The organism is Streptomyces sp. DG1A-41, assembly GCF_037055355.1.
Taxonomy (GTDB): Bacteria; Actinomycetota; Actinomycetes; order Streptomycetales; family Streptomycetaceae; genus Streptomyces.
Window position 1 is genome coordinate 4692130 of record NZ_CP146350.1, and the last position, 22620, is coordinate 4714749.

Sequence of the window (22620 nt, forward strand, 5' to 3'; positions counted from 1 at the left end):
TCGGTCCCCGACTGCCGCGGGGGACCGGTCACGACGGCCGGGAGAAGTCTCCGGGATTCCTTCAACGAAACGATTGAAGTCATGGATACCCGAGTCATCGAAGCCGCCCCCAGGACACGACGATGGTGGACGCTGTCGGCCGTGAGCGCGGCCCAGCTCCTCGTGGTCCTGGACGGGACCATCGTCAACATCGCACTGCCCTCCGCGCAGAGCGCGCTCGGCATGTCCGACGGCAGCCGGCAGTGGGTGGTCACCGCCTATGCGCTCGCCTTCGGCGGGCTGCTGCTGATCGGCGGCAGAGTCAGCAGCGCCCTCGGTCACCGGCGCACGTTCGTCATCGGCCTGGCCGGCTTCGCCGTCGCCTCCGCGCTCGGCGGGGCCGCCGGGAACCCGGAGACACTCTTCGCGGCCCGGGCCTTACAAGGCGTCTTCGCCGCCGTGCTCGCACCCGCGGGGCTTTCGCTGCTGACCACGACGTTCACCGAGCCACGCGAACGCGGCAGGGCGTTCGGCGTGTTCGCCGCCGTCGGTGCCGCCGGATCGGCCGTCGGACTGATCGCGGGCGGGCTGCTGACCGAGTACGCGGGCTGGCGGTGGTGCCTGTACGTCAACGTCCCGGTCGCGCTGCTCGCCGTGCTCGGCACGGCATTCGTGCCGGCGGACCGCCCGCTGCGCGGCGAGGGACGGCTCGACGTCGCGGGCGCGCTGCTCAGCGCCGCGGGCTTCGCCACTGTGGTGTACGCCTTCAACGAAGCCGAACCGTACGGCTGGGATTCGGCGAAGGTGCTCACGCTGCTCGCCGCCGGTGTCCTCCTGCTGGCCGCGTTCGCCGTGGTCGAGTTCCGAGCCCCTCACCCGCTGCTGCCGATGCGGGTGCTGCTGCACCGTGCCCGCGCGGGGGCGCTGCTGGCGATCACCCTGATGTTCGTCGCGATGTTCGGCTTCTACCTCTTCATGAGCTACTACACCCAGACCGTCCTCGGCTATTCGCCGGTCCGGGCGGGCCTGGTCCTGATCATCAACGCCCTGGCCGGCCTGCTCGGCTCCACCCTCATCGCCGGGAAGCTGCACGGACGCGTCGCGCCCGCGGCGCTGATCGTGCCGGGTCTGGTCGCCGCGGCCGCCGGAGTGCTCATCCTGACCGGCCTGACAGCGCGGAGTACGGACGTCCTGCCGCTGTACCTGGCACCCGCCCTGGTCCTCACCGGGCTCGGTCTGGGCTGCGTCCTGCCCCCGACGGCCGGCCTGGCCACCGCGGACGTACCGCTGCGCGACATCGGAGCCGCGTCGGCCGCCTACAACGCCTCCCAGCAACTGGGAGCCGCACTCGGCACCGCGCTGCTCAACACCGTGGCGGCCAGTGCCACGGCGTCCTACGTGGCATCAGCGGGCCGCACCACCCCGGCCGAGGCCTCCGTCCACGGTTACACCACGGCCCTCACCGTCGCCTTCGGCATCCTGCTGGGCGCCGCGTGCGTCGCCGGACCGCTGACCGCGACCCGCGCCGCACGAGGGGACAGGAGGTGAGAGGGTGCGTTTTGCGGAACCTTTGCCCGGGGTCCGGGCGTTGATCCGGTGAGCGCGCGGGAGCGGGTTCGCGAGATGACTCCGACTAATACCGAGGTGACTCAATGGCAGTGTGGGACAAGCTCAAGGACCAGGCCAAGGCTTTCCAGCAGGCCCAGGGCGGGCGCGGCGCGGCCGGTGGGCATGGCGCGGCCGGTGGGCATGGCGCGACCGGTGGGCACGGCGGGACGAGGTCCGGCGGTGGCAGCAAGGCCCAGCTGATCGGTGTGCTGAAGACACAGCTCGGCTCGCTGAAGACCGAGTTGAAGAGCGGTGCGTACCGGGACGCGAGCATGGCGGTGTGCGCCCTGGTCGCGGCGGCCGACGGGCAGGTGGACCCGGCCGAGCGGCAGCAGGTCGAGTCGATGATCCTCAGCAACGACGTGCTCCAGAACTTCCCGCCGGAGCAGTTGCGGCAGCGTTTCAACAAGCACGTGGACCAGCTCACGATGAACTTCCAGCACGGCAAGGCCGAGGCCATGCAGGAGATCGCCAAGACCGCCAAGAAGCCCACCGAGGCCCGGGCCGTGATCCAGACCGGCATGGTCATCGCCGGCGCCGACGGCCACTTCTCCCAGGCCGAGGCGCAGGTCCTGCGCGAGGCGTGCGCGGCGCTGGGGCTGTCTCCGGCGGAGTTCCAGCTCTGAGTTTCAGCCCTGAGTTCCAGCTCTGATCAGCGAACCGGCTCGGTCCCCCTCGGGCCCGCCTGGGGGGCGCGCAGCGCGTCCACGGCCAGGCGGGCCGCCGTGCCGATGACCGCGTCGGCGGCGGGCTGAAGGGCGGAGGTGCGGGCCGTGCGCGTGAAGACGGCGACGGCGTAGCGGCCCCCGTCGGGGTATTCGACGACGCCGACCTCGTTGCGCACGGTCGGCAGACTGCCCGTCTTGCCCGCCACGTGGACGTCGTCGAAGGGAAAGCCGGACGCCAGCCGGTGCGGCCACACCTGGAGCCCGAGGATCCGGCGGATGGCCGCACCGTGCTCGGGCGTGCACGCCTCGTCGCGCCAGACGGCGGCGAGCAGACGCGTCATGTCGCGCGGGGTGCTGTGGTTGGTGCGGGCCGGGTCGAGCGCCCGCAGCCGGGCGACGACGTGCGGGTCGGCCAGCGACCGTGCGCCGCCGGGGCCGGCGTCCTCCTTGATGGTGGCGAGGAGTTCGCCGAAGGTGTGGACGGCGTGGGTGCGGGTGAGGCCGAGGCGGGCCGTGGCGCGGTTGACGGCGTCGAGACCGACGCGGGCCAGCAGCAGGTCGGCGGCGGCGTTGTCGCTGACGGACATCATCAGATAGGCGAGATCCCGCAGCGACAGCCGGGCGCCGTCGAGCATGGCGGCGAGTCCCGTCGGGCCGGTGGTCCGGCCCTCCGGCGGGCACTCGACCTGCTCGGTGAGGTCCACGATCCCCGCCGCGGCCTGCTCGTGGAGCGTGACGAGCAGACAGAGCTTGTGGACGCTGGCGGTGCAGACGGGCTGGTCCGCCCCGGCGTCGAGCTGCGCACCGCTGTCGATGTCGACGGCGTGCAGCCGGCCGGTGACCCCGGCGTCGGCGAAGGCCGCGTGGATACGGGCGAGGGCGTCGGTCACAGCCAGTACTCCGATGCCGGGCGCAGGTGCAGCGGGCGGGAGGGCAGGTCGGGGGTCGCGCCTGCGGTGGTGCGCAGGGCGTGTGTGGCGGCCTCGGCGAACGCGGACACGGCGGCGTCCCCGCGCCCCGCGGGCCAGGCGACGGAGTGCCGCAGGGCCAGCGGGGTGCCGGTGAGGCGGCGCCATACGACGCCCCCTTCCGTGCCCACGCTCTCCGCGCCCTCGTTCGCGTGCGTGTCCCGGGGGCTGAAGGCCACCGCCTGGGTGGACAGCACCAGTCCGCGGACGAAGCTGGTGCCCAGGGCATGGCGTACGGAGGGCGGGGTGTAGCCGTTGCGGGCGCAGGTGGTCAGGAGGTCGTCGTAGACGGCGGGGGCGCCGGCGCGGGGAAGAGGATCAGGTCGTGGCCGGTGAGGGAGGCGAGCGGTACCTCGTCGCGCCCGGCCGCCGCCGCGCCGCGTGGCAGCAGCACGCCGAGCTCGCGCCGCAGCACCGGGCCCAGTTCGAGCCCGGCGACGTCGCACGGGTGGTGGATGAGGCCGACGTCCAGCTCGTGCGCGGCGAACCGTTCCAGTTGCTGGGCGGTGGGCAGCTCGTGCAGCTCCAGCTCCAGGCCGCTCGCGCCCGCACCCGTGAAGCACGCCAGCAGTGCGGCGACGGTCTCCCCGGAGAGGTCCGGCGGCAGCGCGGCACGCAGCAGGCCGGTCTCGCCGTCCCGGATGCGGCGCGCGGTGGCCATGAACGCCTCGGAGCGGGCGAGTACCTCCCGGGCCTTTGCCAGCAGCAGCGCCCCGGGCTCGGTGAGGGCCACCTGGCGGCTGGTGCGTTCGAAGAGCCGGACGCCCAGGTGCCGTACCAGGCGCTGGATGCGCTGCGAGAGCGGCGGCTGGGCCATGCCCAGACGAGCCGCGGCACGGCCGAAGTGTGACTCTTCTGCAACAGCCACGAAGCATTCCAAGTGCCGCACCAGGTCCACGAGCAGGAAGCATATCCGTTTGGTATTGATCCGAGACCGATAGCGGTCTTGGACAAGGTGCCCCGGCCGCTGCTGTTCTCGGCGCATGGACCACCACGACTACACCAGCGTCACCACCGAGGGCCGGGGGCCCCGCCGGACGGCCGTACGGGCCGTCACCGCGGGCGCGGTGGTGCTGGCCGTCGCCGCCGGCGGGGCGTTCGCGGCAGGGCTCGGCCCCTTCGAGCGGGACACCGGGCCCGACCCCGCGGCCGGGAAACAGGCCCGCGCGTTCCTCGCCGACTGGGCCGCCGGCCGACTGCCGAGCGCGGCCGGCCGTACGACCAGCCCGGGCACGGCACAGCGGGTGCTGGACAGCTTCACCGCCGGCCTCGACATCAGCGGACCGAAGCTCACGGCCAAGTCGGCGGCCGAGGCCGAGGACGGCACGGTCACCGTCCCGTTCACCGCCCGGATGCCCGTCGAAGGCCTGGGCACCTGGACCTACGAGTCCAAGCTGCCGCTGCGCGAGCAGAGCGACGGCAGCTGGAAGGTGGACTGGAAGCTGTCCCTCGTCCACCCGCGTCTGAGCGACACCGAGAAGTTCCGCCTCGAACGGGAGGAGACGAAGCCGCCCGAGGTCACCGACCGGCAGGGAACGGCCCTGTCGGGCACGGAGTTCCCCTCCCTGGGGCCGGTCATGGCGCGGCTCGGCGGGGGCGGTGAGGGCACCGGCCCGCGCGGGGCGATCCACCTGGTCGACCGGGCCACCGGGAACGTCGAGCGTACGGAGGCCAGGTTCGGCGCGCGGACGGTCCGGGACGAGGGCCCCGTGCGCACGACCCTCGACGCCGGCTGGCAGGCCGCCGCCGAGAAGGCCCTGGCCGCCCACGCCGACGGCAAGAACGCCGCGCTCGTCGCCCTGCGGATCGACGACGGCGAGATCCTGGCCGTGGCGAACTCCCCGTCGTCCGGCTTCAACCGCGCCCTGTCCGGCACCTACGCCCCCGGCTCCACCTGGAAGATCGTCACCACCAGCGCCCTGCTGATCGGGGACGCCGTCGCACCGGACGACGTGGTGGACTGCCCCAAGTACCTCACGGTGGGCAAGCGGTTCCAGAACGTGGAGCTGTCCGAGCATCCGGGCGCCACCTTCCGCAAGGACTTCACCGAGTCGTGCAACACCGCCTTCATCAGCCTCCGCGACCGCCTCGACGACGGGGAGCTGGGCGAGGTGGCCCGTAAGTACTTCGGCGTGGGCCAGGAGTGGCATGTCGGGGCTCCCTCGTACGACGGCTCGGTGCCGGTGCCGAAGGACGAGACGGAGAAGGCCGCCTCGATGATCGGTCAGGGCCGGGTGCAGGCCAACCCGCTGATCATGGCGTCCGTCACCGCGACGGCCGTCTCCGGCACCTTCCACCAGCCCTCGCTCACCGAGGGGAACGAGGACACGACCAGCACGACCCCGCTGCCGCGGGGTGTCGTCGCCCAGCTGCGCGAGATGCTGCGCGCCACCGTCACCGACGGCACCGCACGCGTCCTGTCCGACCTGCCCGGGGAGATCGGCGCCAAGACCGGCACCGCCGAGGTATCCGACGACCAGGACAACAACGGCTGGCTCGTCGCGCACCGCGGCAACGTCGCCGTCGCCTGCGTCGTCGAGGAGGGCGTCACCGGCGGCGGCTCCGCCGGGCCGGTCGTCCGCGGTCTGCTGGCCGCCGTCCCCGGCGACTCCGAGTGAACGGGAGGCCCTTGGCGAAGGGAGCCGCCGAGTGACGAAGTGATCTGAGGGTCCCGTGGTCAGAGTGATCTCCGGGTGACCGAGTGAAAGGAGCACCACGCATGCCCGTCGACGGGCCCGCCTCGTCCCGCCGCGCCTTCCTGGCCGCCGCGGCGTTACTCCCCCTCGCCGGCTGCGGCACGGCCGGCCGGGACACCGACCGCGCAGGCCGAGCCGCGACGACAACCCGGCCCACCCCTGCCCCGGGCCGCCGCACCCCCGCCCCACCCGTCCACCGCCCGCGCCTGGCGGACCTGGAGCGCGAGTACGGCGCACGGGTCGGCGTCTACGCCCTCGCGACCGGCACCGGTGCCACGGCGGTCCACCGTGCCGACGAGCGCTTCGCGTTCTGCTCGGTCTTCAAGGCATTGGCCGCGGCGGCGGTCCTGCGCCACCGCTCCCTCGACGGCCTGGACCGGCGCGTCACCTACACGCGGGCCGACCTCGAGTCCACCTCTCCGATCACCGGACGGCACGTCGCGACCGGCATGACCATGCGCCAACTCTGCGACGCCGCCGTCCGCCACAGCGACGGCACGGCCGGCAACCTCCTCATGCGCGACCTCGGCGGCCCGGCGAAGCTCACCGCCTTTCTGCGCGGACTCGGCGACAACGTCAGCCGCATGGACCACTACGAACCCGAACTGCACGACGTACCACCGGAGGACCCCAGCGACACCACCACGCCCCGCGCGATCGCCGCCGACTTCCGCAAGCTGTTCCTGGGCACCGCCCTGCCGGCCGGTGAACGCGCCCTGCTGACGGACTGGCTCTCGCGCAACGCCACCACGGTCGGCGCCCGCCGCGTCCGGGCCGGACTCCCCAAGGGCTGGCAGGTGGCCGACAAGACCGGCACGGGCAACTACGGAAGGGCCAACGACATCGCGATCGTCCGCCCGCCCCGCACCGAGCCGCTCGTCCTGGCCGTCATGACCGACCGGCCGGGCTACGACGCCGAACCCTCGGACGCCCTGATCGCCGAAGCCACCGCACGGACCGTGACCGCCCTGGGGCTCTGAAGGCCCCCGGGCCCCCGGTGGCTTATAACGGGGCCATGATCTACCACTCCATACCCCTCACCGACTGGAACGCCGCCCCCGAGGAGCCGTACGCCCCCGCCTCCCTCGCCGAGGAGGGCTTCGTGCACTGCTCACCGGACGAGCCGACCACGCTCGCCGTCGTCAACGCCTTCTACCGGGACGCGCCCCGGCCCCTGCTGGTGCTCGCCCTCGACGAGGCTCGCCTCACCGCGCGGGTGGAGTGGGAGGCGGCGGCCCCCGCCCCGCCGCCCGGGGTCGACGAGGACACCCTGTTCCCGCACGTGTACGGCCCCCTCGACCGGGACGCCGTCGACCACGTCCTTCAGGTGCGGTGGGACGAGCGGGGCCGGGCAGTAGGGCTCGGGAACACGAACGGGTGAGCGGTACGACAGGATGACCCGGTGGGCGAACTGGAAACGCCCGTCACCGACAAGGCCGCCGCCTCCACCCCGGGCCCCGCCCTGCGCCCGGTCCGTAGCCCGGCCCGCTGCGCCGTCGCGGCGCTCGCCCTCGCCGCGGGCCTGGGTGGTCCGGGCGGTGTGGCACATCCGGCTCGCCAGGACCGGGCAGCCGGCGTCCGGCCCGCCGGATGAGAAAGGCGGCGTGCACCGCCCGCTGACCGCCCTGGAGGGCTCCTGCCACCAGGTCAGCACCGTGGGCGGTGCCGTCATGGTGATCTGCGCGCTCGCGTTCCTGTCCTGGCTGGACCGCGTCCGTGACAATGCCCGTGCCCTCTCGGGCGTGGCACCGCGGGACGGATCCTTCTGGCTCTACCTGGGCTGGATCGTGTTCGTGGTGAACCTGTGGGTACCCCGGGGCATCGTCGCGGACGTCCACCGGTCCGTTTTCCCGACCGGCGGCTGCCGGCCGTCGTGAACTGGTGGTGGGCTCTTTGGCTGGCCGGTCTGGCCGGCGGTGCGGGCATCATCTACACCGACTCCACGGACGAGGTCATCGCCCGCGCCTGCACCGACGTCCTGCCCCTGCTCACCGCCGACGCGGTGATCGTGGCGGCGGCCGGGACCGCGGCCCTCATGATCCGCACGCTCACCACGGCACAGCAGCAGCGCATGGACGAGACGGCACGGCCCGACGCCTGACCGGTCCCCTAACCCTCCCGAGGCCGGTACACCGACGCGACGAACGAGGCGGTCACCCGCACCGGCACCGCCAATTCCCCGATACGGCGCCGCAGTTCCGCCTCACTGACGTGATGCGCGGCCGGGCTCATGGTCACCAGACCGGCGATGTCCTCGGCGGTGAGGCCCATGGTGTACTCCAGCGGCTCGGCGCGCTCGTGCCGGAAGCGGTCCGCCAAAGTCCGGTGCAGGCGCTCCTCCTTCCTGGGGTCGACCGCCAGCAGTCCCACGGACCGGCGCAGTTCGCGCAGGTGCCGGTCGCTGGGTGTGACGACGAGCAGGGCGCCGTCCGGCCGGAGGACGCGATGGAACTCCGGCCCGTTGCGGGGCGCGAAGACGTTGAGCACGAGGTGGGCGCAGCCGGACCGGACGGGCCACGGCTGCCAGACGTCCCACCCGGCGGCCTCGGCGCGGGCGTGGGCACGGGCCGCTGCGCGCAGGGCGTGGGCCGAGCTGTCCAGCCCGAGCCCCATGGCCCCGGGGAGCGTGTCCAGGACCGACGCGAGGTAGTGACCGGTGCCCGCCCCGGCGTCCAGCACGACGGCGTCGGGCGGGGCGAGTTCCGCGGCGAGCCTCGCGAGGGTACGGGCGAGCGGGTCGTAGTGCCCGGCCCGGAGGAACGCGCCGCGGCACCTGACCATGTCGGCCGAGTCGGCGCTCGCGGCACGCCGGTGGCCGGTCAGCAGGCTGACGTATCCGTGGCGGGCGATGTCGAAGGTGTGCCGGTCGGCGCACCGCAGCGCACCGTCGGCGCGCTCCAGGCCCGACGGGCACAGGGGGCAGGTCAGGACGGTCAGCAGCCGGTCGGAGGGGCGGCGTCGGCCGGTTCCCGGAGGGGTGGTGGGCATGAATGCTCCTCGACAGCTCAGCGGGACAAGAGCGCCGCGCCGAGCTGGATGCGGGCGGTGAACGGTGAGTCGTCGGCGCCCGCGGACGGCGGGCACGCCAAGGACGGCGACGTGATCACTCACGTCGCCGTCCTCACCGCGGTGTCAGAGGAAGCAGTGCGGGATGCCGTTGCATGCCATACGGCCAGGCTACCGACTGCCCCCGAACGTCACGACGAGCCGCCCGTCGGAGGCGAACGACCAGCGCAGGGCCCCGGCGTAGGAGGAGCAGCGTGAGCCGTTCGAGCCGGACCAGAACTGGTTCGAGCTGTCGGAGTCGCCGATGATCCGGTCGTTCGACCCGCTGTCGCACGAGGTGTTGTTCCGGAACACCGACGTGCTGCCCGAGTCGAAGTTGAAGTTGCGCTGCTCGTTGCCGATGCTCACGTTGTCCGAGACCTGCATCGGGCCGGTGTTGCGGTTGTAGGTGAACCCGTGCTTGCCGTTCTGGTAGGCGATGCTGCGCCGGACGATGTGGTTGACCCCTATGTCCTCGCCGCCGAGCTTGTAGCCGTTGCGGTCGCCGTTGCCGGCCTGGGAGCCGTCGCTGAGGGTGCCGTTGTCGTAGGCGAGGGAGTCCTCGATGGTCACCGCGCCGATGGGGCCGGTGTCCGTCTTGGTGTAGAGGTCGTAGCCGTCGTCGATGTTGTGGTGGGCGACGGTGTGGCGGAAGACGTTCCCGGGGCCGACGGTGAGCTTCGGGGCGAAGCCGTCGGCGTCCTCGCCGTCGGAGTCGACGTTGTCGTGCGATTCCGCGCTCAGGATGAGGTTGTGGGACGGCCACTGGTCCTTCGGCGTGCTGGAGAGCGCCCGGGAGAGCTGGAGCCCCGAGTCGCGGTTGAAGCGGGTCACCGTGCGCTCGATGACGTTGTTGCTGCCACTGACGAAGATGCCGTTGTCACCGGCCCGTTCGACGACGACGCCCTTGATGTGCCAGTACGACGCGTTGACGGCGAGGCCGCGGCCTGCCGGGTCCTCGCTCTGGGCGGAGAAGTTCAGCACGGGGGTCTCGCCCGGGTAGGCGAACAGTTCCGTGCGGTCGCCGGACGTGCCGTTGCGGCCCGCCGGGATGGTGACGGTCTGGGAGTGGCGGTAGGTGCCGCCGCGCAGGTAGATCGTGCCGCCGGCGGAGATGCGGCTGATCGCCGAGGTGAGCGTCGTCGGGTTCGACTCCGTGCCGGCCGCGCTGTCGGTGCCGCCCGGCGAGACGTACAGGACCGGGCCCGTGGGCTGCGGTTCGCCGCCGCTCGTCTCGACCTCGAGGTAGTCGATGTTGGGCAGGCCGCCGGAGGTGGTCGGGGCGAGGCGGACGGTGTTGCCGCCCGACCGCAGCGGCACGGTGAGCGTCTTGGTCGCCCAGGTGTTCCAGGCGCCGGTGCCCTCGAAGGACGCCGTGCCGGCCGCCGTGCCGTTGACCACGATGTTCGCGGTGCGCGCGGAGGTCGTGCCGTTGGCGAAGCGGACCTTCAGGGTCGCCGTGCCGGCGGCGGACGCGGTCACGGTGAACTGTGCGTAGCCGCCGGTTCCGTTGTCGCCGTTGCAGAACCCGGTGCCGGAGTATCCGGCCCAGTTCGAGTCGATGGTGCCGGCGCAGACCGCCGGCGACGTCTCGGCCTCGTACCGGGTGGTCGCCGCCTGTGCCGTGGTCCCGGACAGCGCGACGAGGCTGCCGGCCAGGAGGCCGACGGACGCGATCACTGGTCTCAGGTGCATCGTTCGTCTCCAAGGGTGGTGACGGTGGCGGAACCCGGCCGGGGTGAGCGCTTCTGAGGGAACGTAGAAGCTTGCCGTGGACGCGTCAATAGACCGGTACATGATTCCCATTCATATTCATGAACTCGCGAGCGTTCCCCCTCTTAACTTCGGCGGCTACTCTCCGCCCGTGAACGAACTGTCGGCCGGGTACCTGCCGGAGCTGACCGCCGGGCGGCTGCTGGGCTCCTGGCAGCTGGACGTTCCCGCCTTGCTGCTCGTCGTCGCCCTGGGCGGGCTCTACGGCTGGGGTGTCGCGCGGGTGCGCGGCCGGGGCGGCTCCTGGCCGTTCGCACGCCTCGCCGCGTTCGCCGTGCTCGGGACGGGCACGATCGTCGTGGCCACGATGTCCGGGCTGGCCGTCTACGACCATGAACTGTTCTGGCCCGCCGCCGTGCAGAACGTCGCTCTCGATCTGCTCGCGCCGCTGGGCCTCGCCCTCGGCGACCCGCTGCGCCTCGCGGTCGAGGCGCTGCCGGAGGGCGGCGCGGGCCGGGTGCGGCGGGTCATGACCGGCCGACTGGTCAGGACCCTGACGTTCCCCCTCGTCAGCACGGCCCTGGTGCTGGCCACGGAACTGACCGTCTACTTCACGCCGTACTTCGCCACCGCGCTGCGCGTCGGCTGGCTGCACGAGCTGATGTACCTGCACCTGCTGGCGGCCGGCTGCCTGTTCGTCCTGCCGGTGCTCACCCGCGAACAGGCCCTGCCCGCCTGGTGCACCCACCCCGTCCGAGCGGCCCTGGTCTTCCTGGACGGCATCGTCGACGCCCTCCCCGGGCTGGTCGTCATGACGCACGGCACCCTGATCGCGGGCGCCTGGTACCTGCACCACGCGCCGCCCTGGTCACCCGACGTCCACCACGACCAGCAGATCGGCGGCGGCGCCATGCTCGGCATCGCCGAACTGGCCGCCCTGCCCTTCCTGCTGGTGATCCTCGCCCAATGGGTCCGCGCCGAGCGCGACCAGACGGCGGCGCTTGACCGTCGGCTCGATGGTGAACTCGCCCCTCCCGCAAGCGGATTCGGGCGGGGCCCGGCTCCCGAACTGGTGCGGCCCTGGTGGGAGACGGAGGAGAGCGAGGTGGCGGCACGGGTGCGACGGCAGGGTCACGACGCCGGGCAGGCTGACCCGTACGGCGACCTATGACATCCTCGGCGCGACCTACGCCCGGACGCGGCGGCCCGACCCCCGGATCGCCGCGCGGATCCACGCCGCGCTCGGCGACGACGTCACGGACGTCCTCGACGCCGGAGCGGGCACCGGCTCGTACGAACCACCGCAGACGGTCCTCGCGGTCGAACCCAGCCGGATCATGCCGGACCAGCGGCCGCCGGTAGCCGCACCCGGCGTGCGGCCGACGCGGAACGCCTGCCGCTGCGCGACGGGGCCGTCGACGCCGTGATGGCGCTGCTGACCGTCCACCAGTGAGTGGTGTGCATCGTGAAATCGGAGGTCACGGGTCTGATGTGTGTGACGACGGGTGAGGCGTCGGCGGGACAGGGGCGACGAGGCATGGTGTCACTCCGAAAGGAGCGTGAACGTGACGTTTCTCATAGAGAAAATCCCAAGGCTGAGGGCAACTGCACCTTTCATCATGACTCGCTGTCTTCGGGCTGGTAATGGTCGGGCAATGGTCAGGTAATGGTCGGAATCCACCCACGGCGGGCGCCTGAGCTCCCCTTCGCGCGGCCTTACGATCAACCCCTGCCGCGCCGCGTGCCCCCACCACCGCGACGGCCTCTGGTCTTCTTCTCTTCCGCAGATAGAGGTCTCATGAAGTTTCGCCGTGCCCTGATGGCGGTCGCGACGACCGCTGCCGTCGCCCCTGCAGCGTTGGCAATGGCAACCGTGGCCTACGCCGATGACGGCTCGGCCTCGGCACCCCCCACCGCGAGTGCCAGCCCCTCCGCCACCGCGAGTGCCACGGCATCCGCGTCCGCGAGCGCCGCAGCTTCCGCGTCCGCGAGCGCGTCCGCATCCGTCGGTGCCTCGGCTCCGGTTGCCTCCCCCTCGGCAGTGCCGAGCAGCACGCCGTCCGTGGAGCCGACCGATCTCGCGTTCTGCGAAGCCCAGAACCCGAACTACAAGGCCACCCTTCGGATCGCGCTGAGCGGCCTGCCTGGCAAGATCGTGAGGGGCAGCGGTTGGCACCCGTTCAAGATGACGGTGACCAACCCGTCGAAGAACGCCATCAAGGACATCACTCTCGCCGCGGGCGTCGGTCCGCTGGAGAGCGACAACCCGTTCACGCTCAAGCAGGCCGTACTCCAGGCGTACGACCCGGACGCGAAGCAGTGGTTCAACGTCACGGACGACGGCAAGTACGCCCTCGGCTCCCTGGGCCCGGGGGACCTGCCCGGCAACACCTCGGTCGACCTCAGCTTCCGGCTGGACGTCACGGCCAAGGCCCCGGTCGGTAAGGCCCTCACCATCGGCCTGGGCGTCTACCCGGACACACAGAACAACTGCGAGGCGACGGGCTCCGCCGTCTACAAGGTCGACATCGTCAAGCCGGGTACCAAGACCACCGGCTCCAAGCCGGTTCCGCAGACCGGCGGCCAGGCCCCGCTGCCGTCCAAGGCCCCGGCCAAGAGCGGCACTTCCCACGTCGTCCCGGTCTCGGACACGACTGCGGCCGGCAAGGGCTCGCTGGCCCACACCGGTGCCTCCTCCGCGCTCCCGCTGATCGCCGGGATCGGTGGTGCGACCGTGGTGGTCGGCGCCGGCGCGATGCTCGTCGTGCGTCGCCGCAAGTCCGGCGGCGCCGCGGCCTGATGCCGTAACGAGGCCGCGAACCAACCGGTGGCCCGCATCCGCAAGTCGGTGCGGGCCCCTTCCGCAACCGGGCCGGCTTGTCCATCGCCCTGGACACCGCCCGCGACCTGCTCGTTCAGACTGCAGGCGTCATCAGTCCGGCTGTCGACCTCCTCGGAACCATTGCCGGTCGGGTCCTGGCCAACCTCATGCCGGACCGGCGCGTTCGCACCCGGCCACACGTCGTCGAACGCGCCATTTCGGCAAAGTCCGGGCCGCGTGTGCTCGCGCCCGCGCGTGGTCCGGGTCGCGAAACAGACCGATCAACGGCTCAAGGCCTGTGCAACAGCCCCCGTTCCATCGCCACCACCACCGCCCTGGTGCGGTCGTTGACGTCGAGCTTGGCGAACAGGCGGAGCAGATGCGTCTTCACCGTGGCCTCGGCGATGACGAGGCGGCGGCCGATCTCGGCGTTGGTCAGGCCGTCCGCGACCGCGTTCAGGACGTCCGACTCCCGGGCGGTGAGCGGGATCTGGGCGGGCTGACGCATGCGGGCGACCAGTCGTTCGGCGACCCGGGGTGCCAGCACCGTCTCCCCGCGCGCCGCCGCGTGGATCGCGTCGGCCAGTTGCTCACGGGTGGTGTCCTTGAGGAGGTAGCCGATCGCCCCGGCCTCCACCGCGCGCTCGATCTCCGCGTCGGTGTCGTACGTCGTCAGGATCAGCACCCGGGTGCGGGGGAAGCGCCGCACGATCTCGGTCGTCGTGGCCACTCCGTCCAGCCCCGGCATCCGCAGGTCGACCAGGGCGACGTCGGGCTCGTGGCGCTCGACGAGGGAGAGGCCGGCGCGGCCGTCGCCCGCCTCGCCGACGATCTCGATGCCGGTCTCGGAGGCCAGGAGGGCCACGACGCCGGCCCGCATGACGGTGTGGTCGTCCACGACGATGACGCGGAGCGGTCCGCCGGTCACGACTGCACCCCCTGCGGTATCAGCGCCAGCACCCGCGTCCCGTCGCCCACCGAACTCGTCACCGTCAGTCTCCCGCCCAGCTCCGCCAGCCGTTTGCGCATGCCGTCCAGGCCGAAGCCCGACGACGACTCCACCACGAACCCGGTCCCGTCGTCGGTGATTTCGAGCTCAACGCCGTGCGGCTGCCCGGTCAGCACCACACCGACCGTGGAGGCGCGGGCGTGCTTGCGCACGTTGGCCAGGGACTCCTGGGTGCAGCGCAGCAGCGCGATCCGGGTCTGCTGGTCGCACTCCAGGTCCGCCAGCTCGGCGTCGACGGTCAGGCCGGTGTCCTCCGCGAAACGGTCCAGGGTCCGGCGGAGGGTCTGCGCCACCGAACCGGCGGCCGCCTGGCCGGGGCGCTGGGGCGGGCCGACCAGTTCCCGGGCCTCGGCGAGGTTCTCCCGGGCCGTCGACTCGATCGAGCGCAACTGCTGGGCGCTGCGCGCCGGGTCGGAGCCGAGTCCCGCCCGGGCCGCCTCGGCGAGCACGATGATCGAGGCGAAGCCCTGCGCGAGGGTGTCGTGGATCTCCCGCGCCATCCGCTCCCGCTCGTCCGCCGCGCCCTGACGCTTGTGGGCCTCGGACAACTCGGCCTGGGTCTCTTCGAGTTCGGTGATCAGCCTCGCCCGTTCGGCACTCTGCCCGACCACCGAGTGCGCCCACAGCCCGATCAGCGCCCCCACGGCGACGACGAGCACCGTGGACACGAGCGTCTCGGTGAAGAACTCCACCGTCCAGCCGTCCTGCCGCAGCACGCTCGCGGCCAGGGTGGCGGCCGTGGCGAGCCCCAGGAACCCCATCGAGGCCCTCGGCGTCCGCCCGAACAACCAGTAGTGCGGCAGCGTCACCATGAACAGCGCCGCGTAGTTGCCGCGCAGATACGCCAGCCCGCCCAGCGCGACCACCAGCACCGACAGGTACACGTGCGGCCGTATGACGGGGTTGCCCGGGAAGCGGTCCAGGACCGCGTAGGACAGCACCACCCCGCCCAGCAGGGCCAGCGCCGCGTACTTGCTCCCGCCGGGCCGGTCGATGGCGACCAGCCCGACGGCCATCACGGCGAACAGCAACCAGCACACCGCGTTCCAGCGGCGCAGTGAAGTCGCCCAGAAGGCATCGGGAGTGGACCCGGCGAGAGCGGTCATACCGATCAACGTACGTCGACCGCCGGACGGGAGGACGACCTTTTCTCCGGGCCGGCCGTCGCCCGGCGTCCCGGACGCGAGGGCCACCAACTCGCCTCGCCCAGCAGCAGCATCGCGGCCGGCAGCACCATGATCCGCACCACGAACGCGTCGATCAGCACGGCCGCCGCCAGGACGAAGCCCATCTGCTTCATCTCGATGATGTGCAGGAAGACGAAGCCGGCGAACACGGTCGTCATCACCACCGCCGCGCTGGTCACCACGCTCGCCGAGGAGCGGATCCCGTCGAGCACGGCCTGCCGCGTGGGCACTCCCTCGAGTACGGCCTCCCGGATCCGGCTCACCACGAACACCTGGTAGTCCATCGAAAGACCGAAGAGGATCACGAAGAGGAACAGCGGCACACGCGACCCGATCGACCCGCTGGACCGGAAGTCCAGCAGCCCCTCGGCCCACGTCCCCTGGAAGACCAGCACGAGCAGCCCGAGCGCCGCCGCGGCGGACAGCAGGTTCAGGGCGACGCCGAGCAGTCCGAGCACCACCGAACGGAAGGCGTACACGGTCATCGCGAACGTCACCAGCAGCAACGCGCCGAGCACCAGCGGCAGTTTGCCGTTCTGGTGGGCGGGATAGTCGGCGTAGCGGGCGACGTCGCCGCTCACGCCGTACTCTGCGCCGGTGATCCGGCCGACGGTCGCGGGCAGGAAGTCGTCCCGGAGCCGGTCCAGGGAGTCGTACGCCTCGTCAGAGTTGCCGAGGTACGGCACCTTCAGTTCGAGGGTGCTGGTGCGGTCGTCGGCGGACGACCGTATCCGCGAGGCGTCGGTGAACAGCGGGTCGGCCGCGGCGCGCCGGGCCACCTCGCGCAGGGCGTCGCCGACCTCCGCCGACCGCGAGGCATCGGCGCGCACGACGACCTGGTGGGTCACCCGCTGCTCGGGGAACGCCTCGTTGAGCCGGTCGTAGACCTGCATCGCGGGAATGTCGCGGGAGTGTGTGTCCCGGCTCATCTCCGTGATCTTCAGTCCGGCCAGCGGGACGACGAGGGCGAGGAGCGCGACGACCGAGACGCACAGGGTCGCGAGGGGATGCCGGGCGGCGGGTCGCAGCAGAGCACTCCACGCCCGGCCGCCGCCCGTCCCGCCCCGCACCCGGCGCACGGCCTTTCCGCGCTCCGCCCGCCGCAGTGCCCGGCGGTCCGCCCGCCGCCCCAGCTTGACGAGCAGCGCGGGCAGGGCCGTCAGCGAACTGGCCACCGCGACCAGGACGACCACGATGGTGCCGGTCGCGAGGGAGGAGAAGATCACGTCGGAGGCCAGGTACAGGGTCGCCGTGGAGGCGACCACCGCGAGCCCGGAGACCACGACCGCCCGGCCCGAGGTCGCGGCGGCCAGCTCCACGAGGGCCTCGGAGGAGAGCCGCCCGCCGGAGCGGGCCCGTTCCTCCCGCTCGCGCTTGAGATAGAAGAGCGTGTAGTCGACGCCGACCGCGAGGCCGATCATCAGGATGACGTTCGTGCCGACCCCGGCGTCGGGCGACACGTGTGAGACGACCATGGAGAGCCCGACCGCCGCCGCGATCGACGACAGCGCCAGCAGCAACGGCACCCCGGCCATGGTCACCGACCCGAACACCACCATCAGCGTGAGCAGGGTGACCGGCAGGGTGATCGCCTCGGACAGGGCCAGGTCGTCACTGCGCTGCTGGTCGACCCCCTTGCTGACGGAGGGACTTCCGGTCTCCTCCAGCAGCAGCCCGGGGTGGCTCTTCTGCACCGCCGAGGTCTGCGCCACGAGCGCGTCGACCTTGTCCTTCGCGTCCCGCTCCTCGCCCTTCAGCGCCACCTCGACCATGAGGACGCGCCGGTCCTCGGAGAGCAACGGGCCGGCCACACCGGCCACTTCGGGCAGCCGCCGCATCCGCTCGGTCAGATCGTCCGCGGCGGCCCGGGCGGCGCCCTCGTCGAGGACACCGCCCGAACGGGAGGAGATCAGCACCTGCTCGGCGGCCCTGCGCTCCAGATGCGCCTCGGCCGCCAGGGCCTCGGCACGGCCGGCCTCGCCGACCCGGTAGTCCGCCGTCTTCGCACTGTTCGTGCCGACGGCACTGCCGACGCCCAGACACAGCGCCACGAACACCAGCCAGCCGGCGATCGCCCGCCAGGGATGCCGCGCACTCCAGCGCGCCACCCGCACAGATAATGAGTTCATGCCCAAAAGCGTGGCTGAGCTGGGCAGTTGCCCGACAGAGGCACTCGGTTGAACCTGCCGTCCACCGGCCGGTGGATTGGGGCCCTGGGGAAAACCCCACCCCCTTTGGGATCAGCCCGGCGTCAGGACGACCGCCTGGCCGCCCGCCGGGGCCATGGCCACGTCGAGCGTGTCGGCGGCGGTGACGGTCCGGGTGCTGACCACGACCGGAGTCCGGAACGGGCTGGAGCCCGGGGTGCCGTCGGCGTAGACCGTCGCCGTGTGGGTGCCGCTGCCGAGGAAGGACAGAGGCAGGGACAGCGTCCTGGACGACTCGTCGGTCATCGCGCCCAGGTACCAGGTGGAGCCGCTTCGGCGGGCGACCGCGATGTACTCGCCGATCGCTCCGGCCAGGGTGCGGCTCTCGTCCCAGGTCACCGGCACGGCGTTGAACCACGGCAGGCCGGGCCAGTTGGCCGGGTTGTTGTACTTGGACGGCCTGTCGTACCAGAAGAGGAAGTTGAGGGGCTGGTAGTACACCGCGGCCATCGCCATCTGGTGGGCGTTGGTCGTCTTGTCGCGGGACTGGCCGTAGCAGATCGTGTAGTCCATCGGGCCGCCGATGTTGCGCGCGAACGGCAGGGTCACGTTGTGCGTGGCGGTCGGGAACTGCTCGTTGCCGCGTACGCCTTCCAGGCTGATCCAGTTCGGGTACGTCCGTTCGTAGCCGAACGGCCGGACGTCGTCGTGCATGTCGATCAGCAGCTGGTACTTGGCCGCCGTCTTCGCCCAGTCGATGATCTGGTTGGTCATGGACTGGGTGCCGTCGTTGATGAAGCCCAGCTTGATGCCCCGCACGCCCCAGCTCTCGTAGAGGGCGAAGAGGGAGTCCGCGTCGGTCAGCGCGAGCCGGTTGACGTAGAGGAAGAGGCCGACGCCCCTGCTCGTGGCGTACGAGATGACCGACGGCAGGTCGATCGCGGCGATGGGCTCGGTGGCGTCCGGGGTGGTGAACTCGGGGCCGTACCAGCCGGCGTCGTACTCGATGTACTCGAGTCCCCGGGCCACGGCGAAGTCGACGCCCGCCAGGCCGGCGGCGGTGGTCAGCTCGCAGCGGAAGACCTTGCCCGGCTTGATCCAGGAGGTGTCGGGGAGGGCGTTCGGCGGGGCCAGGTTGAGCACCAGCTCGGCGTGGTCGACCAGTTCGGCGTGGGTGGCGCCGATCACCACCGCGCGCCACGGTGTGGCGAAGGGCGTGGTGACGGTCGAGGTCGTCTCCACGGGGCCGGTGCCGCGGGCGGTGTGCTCCATCAGGAAGGCGGAGAGGGTGTGGGGCTCGCCGGCGACCGAGCCGAGCATCAGCCGGGGGTAGTCCACCCGCGCGGACTCGCAGACGCAGGCGATGAGCCCGCCGGTGAGAGTGGCGGTGAGGGGGAGGTCGGTGAGCGGCCCGTTGTCCGTGCCGGCCGTGCCGGTGACCGGTAGGGAACCCGGCGCGACCGGCTCGTAGGCGTTCTCGTCGCGGGCGCTGTAGACGGTGGTGCCGTCGGGGAAGACGAACGTCGTCAGCTCGTCGGCGATGGTGGCGGTGCCCTCGTCGAGGAGGAGGTAGCGCAGGGCGATGCCCGTCCTGTACGCGCGGACCTGGACGCCGAAGCGGATGCCCGAGGCCCGGTCCTGAAGGTCCCAGCGCTGTTCCTGGTAGTGGTCGGTGACGGTCGCGTTGCGGCCGTAGACCGGGGTCCAGGTGGTGCGGTGGGTGCCGTACCGCTCCCCGGTCACCCTGACATCACTGCCGAGGACGGTGCCGTCGCCGAGCCGGAGGCCCAGGGCCGACGGGGCGATCACCGTCCGGGCGTCGCGGCGGGCGGACCAGCGCAGCGCGCCGTCCACCAGGGACAGGGTGACGGAGGTGCCTCCCATGCGGGCGGTGACGCTCTGAGGGCGGCCCGGCCGGTCGTCGCCCGCGGCGCGGGCCGGGCCGGTCGTGGCGATCCCGGCCGCGGCCAGTCCGGCGGTGACGGCCGCGCCCTTGAGCACGGCCCGGCGGGACGCGGGCGTCGGGTGGCCGGCCGTTCCGTCCGCGGCGGGCTCTTCCCGTTCTCCCGGAGCTCTCATGGTGAGGGACCTTCCCCAGTGGTGGGCAGTAAGTGGTAGTAACCGTTTTCTGCGAGTGCAGTTGTACGGGGCGGCGCAAGGCGGGGTCAAGAGGGAGGAACACCCCGGGTGCCGGGCCTGAAGGTGGCCGGGCACCCGGGGTGCCGTGGTGCGGTCGGTCGGTCAGCGCAGGACGCCGAGGCGGTCCAGGCGGTCGTTCACACCGTTGCGGAGCTCACCGAGGGTCGTGCCGGGCGGGGCCACCTTCGGCGTGGAGGACGGCGGCTGGGTCTCGTCCGCGCAGGTCGTGCCGCGCGCCGGCACCTTCAGGTCCACCAGGTAGCCGGTGACCGCGTCCGTCGCGCAGGCGCTGCGCCCGAAGGCGGTGTGCCCCTCGGCCTCGAAGGTGAGCAGCCGGCCGTTGTCCAGCTCCCGGGACAGGGCCACCGCGTCCCGGTAGGGGGTGTCCGGGTCTCCGGTGGTGCCGAGCACGAGGATCGGCGCGGAGCCCTCCGCCCGGAAGGAACCGTCGTAGCGGCTGACCCGCTCGCCGGGCCACTGGGCGCAGGCGGTGGCGTGCTGGTGGTCGTAGAGCGGCGGACCGTACGCCAGGGCCGGTCCGAGCAGCGGCGCCAGCCTGGCGTTGGTGGTGACCTGCCGCTTCAGCAGGGCCGGGTCGCTCGGGTAGGCCTTGTCGACGCACTCGACGACCACGTTCGGGTTGAGGAAGTCGTAGCTGGCCGATGAAGGCGGCCGGAGCAGGAAGGAGGTGTTGTCGCGCTGCTGGGCCTTGCGCAGGGCCTCGCCGAGGGAGGGCCAGATGACCTTGCCCTCGTTGATGTTGAACAGCAGGCGGTAGACGAGGGTGTAGCCGTTCGCCTGCCCGCCGTTGGCCGTCGGTACGGGGTTGGCGTCGAGGTCGGCCTTGAGCTTCTCGAACGCGCCCCGCGGGTCGCCGTCGCCGAAGCCGCACGTGTCCTGGTCGGCCTTGCACCAGGCGAGGAAGCGGCTCATCGCGCCGTCCAGGGCGAGGTACTGGGGCCGGTCGTAGGCGTACGGCCGGTTCGCGTAGTGCTCGGGGTCGTAAGCGCCGTCGAGCGCGAGCGCGCGCACCCGCTCGGGGAACATGGCGGCGTAGACGGTGCCGATGTAACTCCCGAACGACCGCCCGTAGTAGGTCAGTCGCTCCTCACCGAGAGCCTGACGCAGCAGGTCGATGTCACGGGCGACGTACTCGGTGCCCACGTACGGCACCAGCTCGCCCGCGTTGTCCTGGCAGGCCTGGCCGAACGCGGCGGCCTGGCGCACGGCGGGCTCGTAGGCGTCCGGGCCGGGGACGCCCTTGGCCGCGGTGATGGCCTGCGCGTACGTCGGGTCGTCCCAGCACGTGACCGGTGAACTGCGCCCGACGCCGCGTACGTCGTACCCGAAGACGTCGAAGGAGTCGCGCAGGGCGGCGGGCAGCTCGGCGTAGTTGCCGCGCACGAAGTCCACGCCGGAGTTGCCGGGCCCGCCGGGCTGGAGGAAGAGAGCGCCCTTCCTCCCGGCCTGGTCCGGGGCCTTCTTGCGGATGACCGCCAGGGTGATGGTCCTGCCCTGCGGGTCGCGGTAGTCCAGCGGTACGTCGGCGTTCGCGCACTCGAAGCCGCCCTGGCAGTCGGACCAGGACAGGGACGGCACGGGCGGCTGACCGTCGCTCCCGTCCGGCTGGGCGGCCATCACCTGGGCGGCGGTTCCGGCGACAGCGAAGGAGACGGCGGCGGCGACGGCGATCCTCAGGCGTGGGAGGCGTCTGCGCGGCGCGCGGGTGCCGGACCGTCTGGATCCATGAGCTTGCTCGGTCACTGTGGTGATTCCCCTCGGGCGCGGCACATGTGCCGTCGAGCACCCCGTGGTGCGACTGGTCGTTGAAGTTTCTAGCTCACCCGCAGGGGGAAGGGAATGACGATCGGCCTTGTGGACCGCCTCCCACGGGATCTCCCCAGTACCCGCCGGTAGTTGCGGCCCTGTTCACTTCCGGAACGGTGGAGGGCACGCGGCGGCGATGCGGAGTGCCTCGGCCGTTCGGCCGAGCCGCGGGGGCCGGGCCGCTGCCTGGGATCCGCTGCGTAGTCTGAGGGCATCTCTGGTCAAGAGCCGGGAGCGGCGGACCAGTTCACCCGAGCGAATTCCTCCCCCACCCCAAGGACAGTCAGCGTGTCGTTGTCGAAAGACAGTCGTCTCAAAGTCGCCATCCTCGCCGCCCTGGTCGCGGTCACCGGCCTGGCCACGGCCGGACCCGCCCTCGCGACCACGCCGGCGGTCACCGCCGCCGTGACCGTCACGGCTCACCAGGCGCAGGAGCCCGCCCTGCCCACCGACTTCGTGGACCTGCCCATGAGCCCCCTGCGGGCCGACGCCCCGCAGGAGTTCACCGTCACGTACCGCAACACCACGTCGACGCCCACGACCGTCGCCCCGCAACTCCTGGTGACGTCCCCCGACACCGGCCCGTTCCTGGCGCCGTCGGACGTCAAGGTGGAGCGGCGCACGGGGCATGGCTGCTGGGTGGCCGTGCGGCTGGCCAGCCAGACCGGGACGCTGTTCACGGATCTCGTCGGTGCGCAGCGGGCGTTGGGGGCGGGGGAGACGCTCGAGGAGCGGTACCGGGTGACGGCCCTGAATCCACAGGCCGTGGGGACGGTGGAGCCGAGGGTGGCCTTGTACGGCTGAGTCGGCGCT

General features: G+C 72.0%; 21 protein-coding genes and 1 pseudogene. 11 read left to right on the forward strand and 11 right to left on the reverse strand.

Annotated features, from left to right (window positions below; translation table 11 throughout):
* The first annotated feature begins 81 nt into the window (after positions 1-81).
* Entirely contained in the window at positions 82-1527 is a 1446-nt protein-coding gene (locus V8690_RS21900; RefSeq protein ID WP_338781323.1) for an MFS transporter, read from the forward strand.
* Between the two features lie 104 nt (positions 1528-1631).
* A complete protein-coding gene (locus V8690_RS21905; protein WP_338781325.1) occupies positions 1632-2213 on the forward strand; it encodes a TerB family tellurite resistance protein in 582 nt (193 codons plus the stop codon).
* 26 nt (positions 2214-2239) lie between these two features.
* Here the strand turns inward: V8690_RS21905 and V8690_RS21910 are convergent, their stop codons facing one another.
* Entirely contained in the window at positions 2240-3145 is a 906-nt protein-coding gene (locus tag V8690_RS21910; RefSeq protein ID WP_338781327.1) for a serine hydrolase, read from the reverse strand.
* Positions 3142-4121, reverse strand: a pseudogene (locus V8690_RS21915) (LysR substrate-binding domain-containing protein). The gene V8690_RS21910 and the pseudogene V8690_RS21915 overlap by 4 nt, the downstream one beginning before the upstream one ends.
* 85 nt (positions 4122-4206) lie before the next feature.
* On the opposite strand from V8690_RS21915, the gene V8690_RS21920 reads away from it, so the two are divergent.
* From V8690_RS21920 to V8690_RS21945, 6 genes are all read left to right on the forward strand, one after another.
* The gene (locus tag V8690_RS21920; RefSeq protein ID WP_338781329.1) at positions 4207-5841 is read left to right on the forward strand and encodes a penicillin-binding transpeptidase domain-containing protein; all 1635 of its coding nucleotides are present in this window, start codon (positions 4207-4209) and stop codon (positions 5839-5841) included.
* 101 nt (positions 5842-5942) lie between these two features.
* The gene (gene bla / locus V8690_RS21925; RefSeq protein ID WP_338781331.1) at positions 5943-6899 is read left to right on the forward strand and encodes a class A beta-lactamase; all 957 of its coding nucleotides are present in this window, start codon (positions 5943-5945) and stop codon (positions 6897-6899) included.
* 35 nt (positions 6900-6934) lie between these two features.
* Complete coding sequence (locus V8690_RS21930; RefSeq protein ID WP_338781333.1) at positions 6935-7300, forward strand: DUF952 domain-containing protein; 366 nt, start codon at positions 6935-6937, stop codon at positions 7298-7300.
* 21 nt (positions 7301-7321) lie between these two features.
* Positions 7322-7513 carry a hypothetical protein gene (locus V8690_RS21935; protein ID WP_338781335.1) on the forward strand — a complete coding sequence of 64 codons (192 nt, stop codon included), beginning with the start codon at positions 7322-7324 and terminating at the stop codon, positions 7511-7513.
* 10 nt (positions 7514-7523) lie between these two features.
* Entirely contained in the window at positions 7524-7796 is a 273-nt protein-coding gene (locus V8690_RS21940) for a DUF4328 domain-containing protein (protein WP_338781337.1), read from the forward strand.
* Positions 7793-8020, forward strand: coding sequence for a hypothetical protein (locus tag V8690_RS21945; RefSeq protein WP_338781339.1), 228 nt, complete (start codon positions 7793-7795; stop codon positions 8018-8020). The genes V8690_RS21940 and V8690_RS21945 overlap by 4 nt, the downstream gene beginning before the upstream one ends.
* A gap of 8 nt (positions 8021-8028) precedes the next feature.
* On the opposite strand, the gene V8690_RS21950 is transcribed toward V8690_RS21945, so the two are convergent.
* Both V8690_RS21950 and V8690_RS21955 read right to left on the reverse strand, forming a co-directional pair.
* A complete protein-coding gene (locus V8690_RS21950; RefSeq protein WP_338781340.1) occupies positions 8029-8907 on the reverse strand; it encodes a putative RNA methyltransferase in 879 nt (292 codons plus the stop codon).
* Between the two features lie 189 nt (positions 8908-9096).
* Entirely contained in the window at positions 9097-10659 is a 1563-nt protein-coding gene (locus V8690_RS21955) for a carbohydrate-binding protein (protein ID WP_338781341.1), read from the reverse strand.
* A 178-nt stretch (positions 10660-10837) separates the two neighbouring features.
* Here V8690_RS21955 and V8690_RS21960 point away from each other — a divergent pair, with 178 nt between their 5' ends.
* Positions 10838-11848 carry a cytochrome c oxidase assembly protein gene (locus V8690_RS21960; protein WP_338785420.1) on the forward strand — a complete coding sequence of 337 codons (1011 nt, stop codon included), beginning with the start codon at positions 10838-10840 and terminating at the stop codon, positions 11846-11848.
* 15 nt (positions 11849-11863) lie between these two features.
* Here the strand turns inward: V8690_RS21960 and V8690_RS21965 are convergent, their stop codons facing one another.
* The gene (locus V8690_RS21965) at positions 11864-12124 is read right to left on the reverse strand and encodes a hypothetical protein (protein ID WP_338781342.1); all 261 of its coding nucleotides are present in this window, start codon (positions 12122-12124) and stop codon (positions 11864-11866) included.
* 431 nt (positions 12125-12555) lie between these two features.
* Complete coding sequence (locus V8690_RS21970) at positions 12556-12732, reverse strand: hypothetical protein (RefSeq protein WP_338781343.1); 177 nt, start codon at positions 12730-12732, stop codon at positions 12556-12558.
* A 7-nt stretch (positions 12733-12739) separates the two neighbouring features.
* On the opposite strand from V8690_RS21970, the gene V8690_RS21975 reads away from it, so the two are divergent.
* Positions 12740-13477, forward strand: coding sequence for an LAETG motif-containing sortase-dependent surface protein (locus tag V8690_RS21975; protein WP_338781345.1), 738 nt, complete (start codon positions 12740-12742; stop codon positions 13475-13477).
* 310 nt (positions 13478-13787) lie between these two features.
* Here V8690_RS21975 and V8690_RS21980 read toward each other — a convergent pair whose 3' ends face one another.
* The 5 genes from V8690_RS21980 to V8690_RS22000 form a co-directional block, all read right to left on the reverse strand.
* Entirely contained in the window at positions 13788-14426 is a 639-nt protein-coding gene (locus V8690_RS21980) for a response regulator transcription factor (protein WP_338781346.1), read from the reverse strand.
* Entirely contained in the window at positions 14423-15613 is a 1191-nt protein-coding gene (locus V8690_RS21985; RefSeq protein WP_338781347.1) for a sensor histidine kinase, read from the reverse strand. Before V8690_RS21985 ends, V8690_RS21980 begins: the two co-directional genes overlap by 4 nt.
* 5 nt (positions 15614-15618) lie before the next feature.
* Entirely contained in the window at positions 15619-17823 is a 2205-nt protein-coding gene (locus tag V8690_RS21990) for an MMPL family transporter (protein ID WP_338781349.1), read from the reverse strand.
* 111 nt (positions 17824-17934) lie between these two features.
* Positions 17935-19920, reverse strand: a complete 1986-nt coding sequence (locus tag V8690_RS21995; protein WP_338781351.1) for a glycoside hydrolase family 97 catalytic domain-containing protein — start codon at positions 19918-19920, stop codon at positions 17935-17937.
* Positions 19921-20082: 162 nt separating this feature from the next.
* Positions 20083-21744: an alpha/beta hydrolase gene (locus tag V8690_RS22000; protein WP_338781352.1), complete on the reverse strand. Its 1662-nt coding sequence runs from the start codon at positions 21742-21744 to the stop codon at positions 20083-20085.
* Positions 21745-22095: 351 nt separating this feature from the next.
* On the opposite strand from V8690_RS22000, the gene V8690_RS22005 reads away from it, so the two are divergent.
* On the forward strand, positions 22096-22611 hold the full coding sequence (locus tag V8690_RS22005) for a signal peptide protein (protein WP_338781354.1): 516 nt from the start codon (positions 22096-22098) through the stop codon (positions 22609-22611).
* Positions 22612-22620 lie beyond the last annotated feature (9 nt).

Excerpts from the sequence above, each read along its gene's own strand:
- V8690_RS21900 (WP_338781323.1), top strand. The coding sequence starts at position 82 with ATGGATACCCGAGTCATCGAAGCCGCCCCCAGGACACGACGATGGTGG.
- V8690_RS21905 (WP_338781325.1), top strand. The coding sequence starts at position 1,632 with ATGGCAGTGTGGGACAAGCTCAAGGACCAGGCCAAGGCTTTCCAGCAG.
- V8690_RS21920 (WP_338781329.1), top strand. The coding sequence starts at position 4,207 with ATGGACCACCACGACTACACCAGCGTCACCACCGAGGGCCGGGGGCCC.
- bla (WP_338781331.1), top strand. The coding sequence starts at position 5,943 with ATGCCCGTCGACGGGCCCGCCTCGTCCCGCCGCGCCTTCCTGGCCGCC.
- V8690_RS21930 (WP_338781333.1), top strand. The coding sequence starts at position 6,935 with ATGATCTACCACTCCATACCCCTCACCGACTGGAACGCCGCCCCCGAG.
- V8690_RS21950 (WP_338781340.1), bottom strand. The coding sequence starts at position 8,907 with ATGCCCACCACCCCTCCGGGAACCGGCCGACGCCGCCCCTCCGACCGG.
- V8690_RS21955 (WP_338781341.1), bottom strand. The coding sequence starts at position 10,659 with ATGCACCTGAGACCAGTGATCGCGTCCGTCGGCCTCCTGGCCGGCAGC.
- V8690_RS21985 (WP_338781347.1), bottom strand. The coding sequence starts at position 15,613 with ATGACCGCTCTCGCCGGGTCCACTCCCGATGCCTTCTGGGCGACTTCA.
- V8690_RS21990 (WP_338781349.1), bottom strand. The coding sequence starts at position 17,823 with ATGAACTCATTATCTGTGCGGGTGGCGCGCTGGAGTGCGCGGCATCCC.
- V8690_RS21995 (WP_338781351.1), bottom strand. The coding sequence starts at position 19,920 with ATGAGAGCTCCGGGAGAACGGGAAGAGCCCGCCGCGGACGGAACGGCC.